The following is a 10,978-nucleotide window of genomic DNA, read 5'->3' as shown; positions in this document are numbered from 1 at the left end:
TAGCGTTTTCGAGCGAACCGGTTAGCGTCAAGAAAAGCGGAAAGGCTCTATGCCTTCGACCGCTGCATCGCGGGTTTTCGCACCGCGTTGAGATTGTGGATCGTGTTGAGGAGCGCAATGTGCGTCAGCGCCTGCGGAAAATTACCGGTCAGGCGGCGGGCAACCGTATCGTATTCCTCCGACAGTAAACCGAGATCGTTGGCCACCGCGGCAACCCGCTGAAGCAGCGCCTTGGCGCGCTCGATATCGCCGCTCAGCACATAGGCATCGGCGAGCCAGAGCGTACACGCCAGAAAGGCTCCTTCGATCGGCGGCTGTTCGTCCGATACCGCACGCGGATCGTGCCGGAGCACGAAGCCGTCCGGCATCAGATGTTTCTCGACCGCCGCCAGCGTTCCGGCCACACGCGGGTCGGACGCCGGCAGAAAGCCGACCGACGGAATAAGAAGCGTGCTGGCGTCGAGCACCTTTGAGCCGTAGGATTCGACGAAAGTGTTTTGCTCGCGATCGAAGCCCTTCTCGCAGACGTCGCGATGGATGGTGTCGCGCAGTTCGCGCCAGCGCTCGACCGGCGCATCGAAGCCGAAATGCTCCACGCTTTTGACGCCGCGGTCGAACGCCACCCAGACCAGCACCTTCGACGACACGTAATGCCTGCCCGGCCCCCTGATCTCCCAGATGCCGGCATCCGGTTCATTCCATATCCCGGCGAGATGCTCGAGCAGCGTGCATTCCAGCGCCCAGGTCGCCTCGCCCAGCTTGAGGTTCGCCTTCCTCGACTGGTGAAACGCGTCCATCAACTCGCCGTAGACATCGAGCTGCAACTGGGCATGCGCCGCGTTGCCGATCCTGACCGGACGCGCGCCTTCGTAACCGGGCAGCCAGTCGGCCTCCCATTCCGTCAGCCGACGCTGCCCGAGAATGCCGTACATGATCTGCATGTCTGCGGGCGAGCCCGCGACGGAGCGCAGCAGCCAGCTGTGCCAGTCCGAGGCCTCGTCGTAATAACCGCCGTTCATCAGCGCCAGCAGCGTGAACGTCGCGTCGCGCAGCCAGCAGAACCGGTAGTCCCAGTTGCGCGCGCCGCCGAGTTTTTCCGGAAGCGAGGTCGTCGGCGCGGCGACGATGCCGCCCGAGGGCGCGTAGATCATCGCCTTCAGGACGACCAGCGAGCGCATCGCGAGATCACGATACGGCCCGTGATATTCGCACTTTCCGCACCACTCCTGCCAGAATGCCTCGGTCTCCTTTAGGGCGGCGGCGGCGTCGATCGGCCTCGGAATACCAAGGTGCGACGCGCCGTAGGTCATGACGAACGGAATCGTCTGCCCGGCGCTCACCTCGAAGTCGGCCACCGTCGTCATATCCTTGCCGCAGGTCTCGACGGGCGTGCGCAGCACCAGCATGTCCGGCCCGCAAACGGCGAGCAGCGCCCTGTCCTCCGTGCGACGGACCCACGGGACGTCCTTCCCGAAACCAAACCGGATCGCCATATCCATGTGCATTTTCACACGGCCGCGGTCGCACCGAACAAGCCGGACGACGTCGGACGCCGTGCCGCGTGGCGGCATGAAATCGATCAGGGTCACGGCGCCGTCGGCGGTTTCGAACCGGGTCTCGAGGATGAGGCCGTCGCCGCGATAGCCGCGAGTCGAGCGCTCGATCTCGCCCGCAGGAGCAATCCGCCAATGACCATTGCTCTCATCGCCCAGAAGGGCTGCAAAGCAGGCATCGGAATCGAAATTCGGCCAGCAGAGCCAGTCGAGCGAGCCCGTGCGGTCGACGAGCGCGACGGTCTCGCCGTCACCGATGATTCCGTAGTCTTCGATATTGCTGGGCAATGGCGAACTCGGCAGGACAGGCTGGAAGAATGACCACTATTATTCATCGTCCGGCTGTTGGCCACCCCGCTCATTGAATTTTATGTGCGGAAACAATTTTGTGAGAATGGCAACAGGCCGTCGGCGATGCCGACGGAGCCGGCGCATCGCGATCCGCGCCTAGAGCCTGTCCGCTTCTGATGGAATCAGAAGCGAGGCTCTATGATTTTGATTTGACGCGTTTTCTTCACGCGAACCGGTATCCACTTCGCTCGAAAACGCTCTAGCTAGCCGGAAAATGCTCTAGCGGCTGTAGCCGTTGGCGCGGGAATATACCGGACGGCTTTCCTGCACGGGCCGGCTGACCGAACTCATGCGGTTGTCGCTGACCGCCCGGCGGCCCGGCTCAAGTTCTTCGAGGAAGACGGGTTCGGAGAAATAGAAGCCCTGCGCGTATTTGATTCGGGTCGCGGCCTGCAAATAAGCCAGTTCCTCGAACGTCTCGACGCCCTCCGCGATCATCGTCATTCCCAGGGCCTCGCTGAGAGATTCGATCGCCTTCAGGATGCCCTGGCTACGAGGACGCTTGTGGATATCAACGATGAACGACCGGTCGATCTTGATTTCATCGGCCGTGATATCGGCAAGAGCCGACAGCGACGAATACCCGATTCCGAAATCGTCGATCGAGATTCCGACGCCGAGCCTTCGCAGGATCGGAAGGATTTCCGCCTGGAAGCGGGTTTTCGCCACGAACGCGTCTTCCGTGACCTCGACGATGAACCGCGTCGGACATCCGGTCTTCTCAAGCGCCCGTGCAAAGGATGTCATGAATGCCACATTGCCGGCCTGCTTGGCGGCAACGTTCATGCTGATGCTGACGCCGGTGCCGAAAGTATCATCGATGAGATCGATGGACCTCATGATCTCGGCCAGCACCAGATGCGTCAGTTCGTCGATCAGCCCGAGTTCGACCGCGATATCGATGAACGTACCAGGCGCCTGAATGACACCGTCGTCATTGCGCAGCCGAACCAGCGCCTCGATACCTTTGATCTGCTGGGTTCTGATGTCGACCTTGGGCTGGAACGCGCAGCAGAAACGTTTGTCGAGAATCGCGAGCCGCAGCGACTGTTCGATTTCCATCCGGGCCAGCGCCTCGCGCTGCATTCCGGAATCGAAAATGGCGGCCGCCCCCTTGCTTTCATTCTTGATGCGATACATCGCGGTGTCGGCGTTCTGGCGCAGCAACTCGTAACTGCCGCCGTGATCCGGGTAGATGCTCACCCCGATCGATGCGGATGCGAACAGCTCCGATCCGTCGATAAAAAACGGCGCCTTCAGCCGTTGCAGCAGGAATTCGATGTATTCGGCAACCTCGGCGTCGCTCTCGACCGGGTTGAGCAGAAGCAGGAACTCGTCGCCGCTGATCCGGGACAGCATATCGGTGGGACGCAGGCCGAGACCGAGGCGCCTGGCAACCTCAATGAGAAGCTCGTCGCCGGATGTATGGCCGTAGTAGTCGTTGATGTGCTTGAAATTGTCGATATCGAGAAATGCCACAGCAAATCTGAGCGGATATCTTCCTTCACGGATAAGACGGTTGGCGTGCTGCTCGATGACCCGCCGGGTCGGCAAGCCGGTCAGCTCGTCATAATATGCACAACGAAAAAGCTCCTCCTCGATAGTCTTTTGCTGGCTGATATCGACCGAGTTCGACAGCACAAGTTTTCTGTTCGAAATCAGGACTGGCTCATGCGTAGTGAGATAAACTTTTGTCGCATGATCCGTCCGAATGAGTTCTTCGGATATCCTGGTCTTGCCCGATTGCAGCACCCCGCGAGCGACATGCCTGCGATCGTTCAATGCTCTTGAGCGAAACGGCGCGCCCGACGCCGTTCCGACGATGTCACATGCCGGCACATTGAACTGCGCCGCGGCAGCGGCATTCACGAGAACGAAATTTCCCTGCTCGTCCTGAACCGTCACCCCTGCCGGAAGCAACCTGACAACTTCGCTCAGGAAATTCAGCCGCGAGGAAACGCTGTCGTCGAAACGGTCGCCTTTTCGATCGGTTTGCGAACCATCCGGCATGATCGGCCCACCCCCGCTCGCGACAACAGAAATTTCGCTTCGCTCAGGGGCACCGGACATGAATTTCCAACCTTCACCACGTTCTGAAAGGGGGAAATTTCCGGACTTTCAGGCTCTTGCGGACAGCAAACGGCGGGTCGCGGTCATGTACGGCGACGCCCGCTGCCTTCCAAAGGAAAAACGATAGTCCAGCACGTTGTAGGTTTGGTTAAATCGGACGCACAAATTCGGCCGTACTTTCCACACTGGGCACCGCGACGCCGGATATGTCTACCGTCCGCCTTTCCGCCGCCGGGGCGCTCGGCGCCGCGCTCCTCAACATATCAGGCGGCGTGAGCGGCCTTGACCGGATGAATGGACCGGAAACTGATGGCAATGCGATTCCACGCGTTGATCGCCGCAACCAGCATGGTCAGATTGACCGTTTCGGCTTCGGAGAAGTGACGGCGAACGTCGTCGTAAACGTCATCGGGCACATGGGTTTCCGACACCAGCGTCACAGCCTCGGTCCAGGCCAGCGCCGCGCGCTCCCGATCCGTGTAGAGCGGCGACTCGCGCCAGGCGTTGAGCAGGTAGAGCCGTTGTTCGGTCTCGCCCTGCTTGCGTGCGTCCTGGGCGTGCATGTCTATGCAAAATGCACAACCGTTGATCTGTGACGCCCGGGTCTTGACCAGTTCGATCAGCGGCTTCTCCAGCCCGCTCGCCTGAAGCTGCGTCTCGAGCGCCTGAAGCGCCTTCATGGTCTGAGGCGCGGCTTGATACGGATTCAATCTGGCCTTCATAATCGTTCTCCTCTGGTTGAAACAATGCGACTCTCGTGCGCGCCGCCCGCATCGCGATGGGCGGGCTTCCTCAGCAAAAGCGATGCGGCAAGCGCGACGATCAGCGCCGCGCCGAGCAGAAAGAAGGTATCGCTGAACGCCATCACAAAAGCCTGCTTCTGCACGATGTGACCGATGGCGACCACGGCCTGATGCGAAGCGGCCGCTGGGTCGATGACACCGTGGTTCATGAGGTAGTTGGTCAACTGCTCAATCCGGGTCCGCGTCGCCTGTTCCAAAGTCGAGACCGACTGCATCAACACGCTGGAGTGAAACTGCTCGCGCTTGGTCAAGAACGTTTGCAGGATCGCGATGCCGACGGCGCCGCCCAGATTGCGCATCATGTTGAACAGACCGGAAGCCGAGCCGGCGTTTTCCGCCTCGATGCCTGCGGTGGCGACCACCGACAGCGGCGTCAGGATCAGCGCCTGCCCGACGGCGCGGACCACGTTGGGCCACAGCAGTTGATCGGAGGCATAGTCCGCCGTCATGTCGATGTTCATGAAGTTGCTCGCTGCGAACAGTGCAAAGCCAACCCCGATCAGGAGACGGGGATCGAAGCGCTTCATCAATCGCGGCACCAGAGGGATCAGCAGCAATTGCGGCAGGCCGGTCCAGGCCAGCACCATTCCGATCTGCTCGGCATTGTAACCCTGAACGCGGGACAGATAAACCGGCAGGATGAAGACCGATCCGTAGAGCGCAACGCCCAGAAGGAAATTGGCGAGAATGCCGAAGCCGAAGTTGCGACGGAACAGCAGGCGAAGGTTCAAGAGCGGCCTGTCGCCCGTCAGTTCGATCCACAGGAACAGTGACAACGAGATCGCGGCAATCACCGACAGCCGGACGATAAAAGGCGAACCGAACCAGTCGTCCTTGTTGCCTTCCTCGAGCACCGTTTGCAGCGCGCCAAGGCCGATTGCCATGGTGACGATGCCGGCCCAATCGCCCTGACGCAGCAACGACAATTGCATCGGCTTGCGGTCCAGCGCGAACCAGAGCATGCCAAGCATCAACAGGCCGGGAACGAGGTTGACGTAGAAAATGAACTGCCAGCCCCAGTTCTCGGTCAGATAGCCGCCGATCGTCGGGCCGATCGCCGGCGCAAAGGTCGCCGACAGCGCGAACAGCGCCAGCCCGATCGGCTGCTTCGCCTTCGGCAGCAGCGTGATGATCAGCGTGAAGGCCATCGGGATCAGCACGCCGCCGGTGAACCCCTGGATCGCGCGCAGCACGATCATTTGCGGCAGGGTTTGCGCGAAGGCGCATGCCATGGACAGCATCAGGAACAGGACGGCATTGGTCAGCAGGTAGACCCGAACCGAAAAGACCTGCGCCAGCCAGCCGCTGAGCGGAATGACGACGATCTCCGCTATCAGGTAGGAGGTCGAGATCCAGCCTCCGTCGTCGATGCCGGCGCCGATCGCGCCCTGAATGTCGGCCAGCGAGGCGTTGACGATCTGGATGTTCAGCACCGCCATGAAGGCGCCGAGCGTCGCGCCGAACACTGCGATCCAGGTCTTGGCGGAGGTGGCGGGAGCAGCCTTGCCCGAGACTGGCGCAGGTTGCGGGATCACATTGGAAGAGTTCAGGGTGTTCGCGGTAACTGCGGTCATAGCGCTCTCTCCTGCTGACGGGAGCAGAATGCATTGGAACGGGAAGATCGATAATCCGGGGAAATGCGAAAGGATTGTCCAGCGAGGCTGGATAAAGCCCCGCTGGACGGGAGCATCCGGGGGCTCAGGATCCCGGCTGCTCCGGATTCGCGGCAAGGCGTTTGGCTGCACGGTTCAGATCGCGCGCCGCGACGGCTGCCTCCTTCGTATTCACCGTCGGTTCCGCCGACATGCCCGGACGCAGCAGCCCGGCGAGGTGATGGTCGTCGAGCACGATCTTCACCGGCACGCGCTGCACGATCTTGGTGAAGTTGCCGGTCGCGTTGTCGGGCGGCAGCAGTGCGAATTCGAGGCCGCTGGCCGGCGACAGGCTGTCGACATGCCCCTTCAGGCGGACGCCATGGAAGCTGTCGATGCGCACGTTGACCGGCTGCCCCTCACGGACATTCGTCAGTTGCGTCTCCTTGAAATTGGCCACGACATAGACCGCATCGAGCGGCACCACCGCCATCAACTGCGTGCCCGCCGTCACGTATTGTCCGACCCGCAGGGTGCGCGCGCCGACCGTGCCGTCGACCGGCGCGGTGACGGTCGTATAGGACAGGTTGAGCGCCATCTGCCGCTCGACCGCATGGGCGCGATCAACCTGCGCCACGGCCTTGCTGCGTTCGGTCGTGAGCACATCAACTTTCTTCTGCGCCGCCAGCAGCGCGGATCGACCATGTTGCAGTTGAGCGGTCTTTTCACGAAACGCTGCATCGGTCTGCTGGGCCCGCTGAACGGTGCCCGAGCCGGTTTTCATCAGGCCGTCATAACGTGCCTGCTCTTCGCTCGCGAATTTCAAACCCGCTTCCGCTGCGGCGACATCGGCCATTTGCTGCGCGATCACCGGCTGCTGAAGCGCGATCTGGGCATCGAGGTTCTCAACCGCCGCCTCCGCGGCTACGACGTCGGCATGGGCCTGGTCCAGCGCGGTCCTGAAATCGCGGTCGTCGATCCGGGCGAGAACCTGCCCGGCCTTCACCGGCTGATTGTCGCTGACCAGCACCCCGGCGATATAGCCCGACACTTTCGGCGCGATGATCGTCGAGTCGGCTTTGACATAGGCGTCATCGGTGGATTCGAGATAGCGCCCGACGGTCCAGTAATCGTACCCGAAATGAACAGCACCGGTGACCCCAACGGCGGCGACAACGGCCAGGGCGGCCCGCTTGATCGCCTGCCGGGATGGCCGGAACGTGGTTTTTACCGGTAAATCAGCAACATACGAGGTGGCGGTCATCGGTCAATCTCCTGAGCCTTAAGCGATGGCCGTTCGATCACCGAACCCTCGCCATCGCGATGCCCCGGAAGATGCACCTCAGATGCGCCTTGGATAATCCGCCAAGAAAGGAAATGATTGTCCACCAAAGCGGGATAATCGGAGGTTCAGGTGGACCGGCTGACCGGACTGACCGCATTCGTACAGGTGGTGGAAACCGGAGGTTTTTCTGCCGCCGGACGGCGACTGAACATGTCGACGACCATGGTCAGCAACCACATTCAGGCGCTCGAAGACCGTCTAGACGTCCGGCTCTTCAACCGCACCACGCGCAAGGTCAGCCTGACCGAGGTTGGGAAAACCTATTACGAGCGCTGCGTGCAGATTCTCGCCGACATCGAACAGGCCGACGATATCGCAGGCGCTTTGCAGACGAAGCCGCGGGGCACACTCCGCATCCATTGCGCCACTCATATCGTGCAGTTCGTCGCGCCCATCCTTGCGGATTATCTGAAATCGTATCCGGATGTGACGGCCAATCTGACGATCGCCGAACACGCCGTTGACGTCATCGCCGAAGGCTTCGATCTTTCAATCCGCCTGACTCCGCCGCCGGACTCCAGCCTGATCGTACGCAGCCTCGCGACCTGGCGGCACGTGCTCTGCTGCTCGCCGGACTATCTGGAGCAACACGGACCGTTGCTGCAACTTTCCGATCTCGCCGGGCACAACTGCCTCCGCCACGCGCTCTACCCTTACGAAAACGACTGGCGCTTCACCGACACCGCCGGCAAGACGGTCTCGGTCCGGGTCACCGGAAACCTGATCACGAACAGCGGCGAAACGCTTCGCGCCGCAGCCTTGCGTGGCGTCGGTGTATTTCTGGCGGCGGGATTCCTGGTCACGGACGATCTCGCCTCGGGGCGCCTGGTGCCGCTGCTGCCGGACTACACGCCGGTCGAATTCGCCATGAACGTGGTCTATCCGCACCGCCATCACCTGTCCGCGAAAGTGCGAATGTTCATCGACCTGCTGGCGCAGCACAGCACCGATCATCAGCGGCTGATGAATCCCAACGCTTGACTGCCGCCCGCAATGCAGGCTGCCCTGCCTGCAGGGCCACGACATCAGCGAGGCGATCTTGACCACTTCATTTTAGAGCGTTTTCGAGCGAAGTGGATACCGGCTCGTGTCAAGAAAACACGTCAAATCAAAATCATAGAACCCCGCTTCTGATTCCATCAGAAGCGAAAAGGCTCTAGATTTTCACGTGGAGCGCCGGCGACGCTCCACGTCAAGCCTGGCGTCAGCGCACCAGAATCTTGTCCCCATGCCCCATCGAGGGATCGGCTTTGTCGCTAAACATAATGATCGCGATCGCACCGGAAAGTGCTGCGCGCATGGAATGGTTCACCAACGCATAGGCGCCTTCCTTCGGCGAGATGAGATCGAACGTCGCGGCGTCGCCCGGCGCCAGGGTGTAATTCTGCATCCCCACCATCACGTTCTTCGGGTTGCCCGAAGGATAGACCCTGTCCCAGATGCCAGCGATCGGATGGAATCCGGAAAACTCGTTGGGACCGGCATTGACCATATAGATGCGCACGCGCTCACCAGGCTTGGCCTCAAGAGTCTGCGTGGCGTGTTCGTCATGCACGGGGTCATACTGGAACGGAACGGCGTTGAAAGCATCGCGCTTCCACTTGTTCGCCATCATGCTATCGACGTCTTCGGGATTCTCGAAGATCTGATGTTCGATCAGGACATATTCGCGATCGGCCTTGGGCATCGCTTTGGGATCCTTCGGATCAATGATCACAGCCCCGATCATACCGCGGGCAATGTGCTGGATCATCGGATCGGAACCGCAGTGATAGAAGAACACGCCGGCGTGCTCGGGAACGTACGAGAAGGTCTTGGTCTCGCCGGGCTTGATCGGCGCAAACTCCGTTAGAACATCGGCACGCGCGGAATGCATGTCGATCGAATGCGATTTCTTGTTGGCGGCATCGTTCTTCAAGGTGAATTCGATGGTGTCGCCCTCGGTCGCCCGGATCAGCGGGCCGGGAACCTGGCCGTTGAAGGTCCAGGCCGCCATTGTGTGGCCCTCGTTATCGACCGGCACAGTGACCTCTTTGGCCGTCAGTTCGACCTTGACGGTCTTGGCCTGGGCCGCGGTGATCGCGGCGCCGGCCAGAATGAGAGCGGTCGCGATGCCCCCCGTTATGGCGCTCTTCTTCAAGCCTGCAGTCGTCATTGAAATCGATCTCCCCTTCACAATCGCTCTCCGCTTCATGATTTGGTATGACGTTCTTGTTGAATTCATTTCCCGCATTTGCAGACCTGCCTCAGATACTTGGCCAGACCGTTGATCTGGTCTTTCGACAGGACGTGACCCCAGGTCGGCATCAACACCGACTTGTTGACGGCGAGTCCCCCTTCTGTGATGGCTTTGACCAGTTCGTCATCGGAGGTGTCGCCCATACTCTTGGCATCGGTGTGATCGCGCGGCTTCACCGAAAGCGCGGGCACGTTGATGCCGGTGCCGTTGCGCTTGAGGCCGTGACACTGCACGCAATAGACACCGTAAACCTGCTCGATCGACTGGTCGGCATGGCTTGTCGATGACGCGAGCAACACGACCAGGCCGGCCATAGCCGCCACCATTTGCGCTTTCATCACTTGCCTCCTTGACCCAGTTGCACCAGAAACGCGGTCAGTCGCTGGATGTCCTTATCCTTCAAGTTCGATGTCGGCATCCAGATATGCGGATCGAAACGCTGCGGATCGGCCGTGTAGGCAGCGATGAAATCCGGCTGCAGCCGCACTCCTGCATCGGTCAATCTCGGTCCGGAAAGGCCGCCTTCGCCTTTATCGCCTTGATGGCACGCGACACAGCCGCGAAACTTGACGAACGCGAGCGAACCCATGCGCGCACCCTTCATATCGCCCTTGAAGGCGCCTGCCGGAACGAGATCGGCGGGCGCTTTCAAAGCCATCAACGCCGCCGCGGCCGCTTCGGCATCCGCTTTCTTCAGCTTCGGGTGCGGCGGCATCGTGGAGGGGTCAACCTCATCATGCTTGTCGCCCTTCTTGATGTGCTTGAAATACGGATAGCCGGCGGGACGTATGGGTTTGGGATCCTGCAACCAGGAAACCAGCCAATCCTTGTTGAACTTGCTGCCCGCATACCAGAGATCGGGACCCTTGCGGGTCAGCAGCCGATCCAGCGACGTGTCGGTCGGCTTGACCAGCGCGTGGCAACCGCCACAATTCGGATCCAGTTTGTCGGCAGCGCTTGCGCAGCTCAGGAATGCCGCGGTCAAGCCCGCGACGGCGACTAAAAGCCCTTTCATATCGACTCTC

Annotated in this window: 9 protein-coding genes; 1 reads left to right on the top strand and 8 read right to left on the bottom strand. The window is 60.8% G+C overall.

What is annotated here, in order from left to right; all coding sequences use genetic code 11:
- Nucleotides 1-47: 47 nt before the first annotated feature.
- From V4R08_RS14260 to V4R08_RS14240, 5 genes are all read right to left on the bottom strand, one after another.
- Nucleotides 48-1,841, bottom strand: coding sequence for a glycoside hydrolase family 15 protein (locus V4R08_RS14260; protein ID WP_335579956.1), 1,794 nt, complete (start codon nt 1,839-1,841; stop codon nt 48-50).
- A 282-nt stretch (nt 1,842-2,123) separates the two neighbouring features.
- Nucleotides 2,124-3,914 (bottom strand): putative bifunctional diguanylate cyclase/phosphodiesterase, encoded by a 1,791-nt coding sequence (locus tag V4R08_RS14255; RefSeq protein ID WP_335579954.1) that lies wholly within the window; start codon nt 3,912-3,914, stop codon nt 2,124-2,126.
- Between the two features lie 323 nt (nt 3,915-4,237).
- Nucleotides 4,238-4,696, bottom strand: coding sequence for a carboxymuconolactone decarboxylase family protein (locus V4R08_RS14250; RefSeq protein ID WP_335579953.1), 459 nt, complete (start codon nt 4,694-4,696; stop codon nt 4,238-4,240).
- Nucleotides 4,693-6,351, bottom strand: a complete 1,659-nt coding sequence (locus tag V4R08_RS14245; protein ID WP_335579952.1) for an MDR family MFS transporter — start codon at nt 6,349-6,351, stop codon at nt 4,693-4,695. Before V4R08_RS14245 ends, V4R08_RS14250 begins: the two co-directional genes overlap by 4 nt.
- Before the next feature lie 124 nt (nt 6,352-6,475).
- Nucleotides 6,476-7,633 carry an HlyD family secretion protein gene (locus tag V4R08_RS14240; RefSeq protein ID WP_335579951.1) on the bottom strand — a complete coding sequence of 386 codons (1,158 nt, stop codon included), beginning with the start codon at nt 7,631-7,633 and terminating at the stop codon, nt 6,476-6,478.
- A 150-nt stretch (nt 7,634-7,783) separates the two neighbouring features.
- On the opposite strand from V4R08_RS14240, the gene V4R08_RS14235 reads away from it, so the two are divergent.
- Nucleotides 7,784-8,695: a LysR family transcriptional regulator gene (locus tag V4R08_RS14235; RefSeq protein ID WP_335579950.1), complete on the top strand. Its 912-nt coding sequence runs from the start codon at nt 7,784-7,786 to the stop codon at nt 8,693-8,695.
- Between the two features lie 223 nt (nt 8,696-8,918).
- On the opposite strand, the gene V4R08_RS14230 is transcribed toward V4R08_RS14235, so the two are convergent.
- The 3 genes from V4R08_RS14230 to V4R08_RS14220 form a co-directional block, all read right to left on the bottom strand.
- Entirely contained in the window at nt 8,919-9,869 is a 951-nt protein-coding gene (locus tag V4R08_RS14230; RefSeq protein WP_335579949.1) for a multicopper oxidase domain-containing protein, read from the bottom strand.
- A 65-nt stretch (nt 9,870-9,934) separates the two neighbouring features.
- Complete coding sequence (locus V4R08_RS14225; RefSeq protein WP_335579948.1) at nt 9,935-10,291, bottom strand: c-type cytochrome; 357 nt, start codon at nt 10,289-10,291, stop codon at nt 9,935-9,937.
- A complete protein-coding gene (locus V4R08_RS14220; RefSeq protein ID WP_335579947.1) occupies nt 10,291-10,968 on the bottom strand; it encodes a c-type cytochrome in 678 nt (225 codons plus the stop codon). Before V4R08_RS14220 ends, V4R08_RS14225 begins: the two co-directional genes overlap by 1 nt.
- Between the last annotated feature and the right edge of the window lie 10 nt (nt 10,969-10,978).

Origin of the sequence: Nitrobacter sp. NHB1 (assembly GCF_036964665.1) — a bacterium.
Classification (GTDB): Bacteria; Pseudomonadota; Alphaproteobacteria; order Rhizobiales; family Xanthobacteraceae; genus Nitrobacter.
Note: the sequence above shows the minus strand (reverse complement) of the source record. Positions and strands in the feature narration are given on the sequence as shown.

What these genes read in the sequence shown, in the direction of transcription:
- V4R08_RS14245 (WP_335579952.1), bottom strand. Translation starts at nt 6,351, where the DNA reads ATGACCGCAGTTACCGCGAACACCCTGAACTCTTCCAATGTGATCCCG.
- V4R08_RS14250 (WP_335579953.1), bottom strand. Translation starts at nt 4,696, where the DNA reads ATGAAGGCCAGATTGAATCCGTATCAAGCCGCGCCTCAGACCATGAAG.
- V4R08_RS14240 (WP_335579951.1), bottom strand. Translation starts at nt 7,633, where the DNA reads ATGACCGCCACCTCGTATGTTGCTGATTTACCGGTAAAAACCACGTTC.
- V4R08_RS14255 (WP_335579954.1), bottom strand. Translation starts at nt 3,914, where the DNA reads ATGCCGGATGGTTCGCAAACCGATCGAAAAGGCGACCGTTTCGACGAC.
- V4R08_RS14225 (WP_335579948.1), bottom strand. Translation starts at nt 10,291, where the DNA reads ATGAAAGCGCAAATGGTGGCGGCTATGGCCGGCCTGGTCGTGTTGCTC.
- V4R08_RS14220 (WP_335579947.1), bottom strand. Translation starts at nt 10,968, where the DNA reads ATGAAAGGGCTTTTAGTCGCCGTCGCGGGCTTGACCGCGGCATTCCTG.
- V4R08_RS14230 (WP_335579949.1), bottom strand. Translation starts at nt 9,869, where the DNA reads ATGACGACTGCAGGCTTGAAGAAGAGCGCCATAACGGGGGGCATCGCG.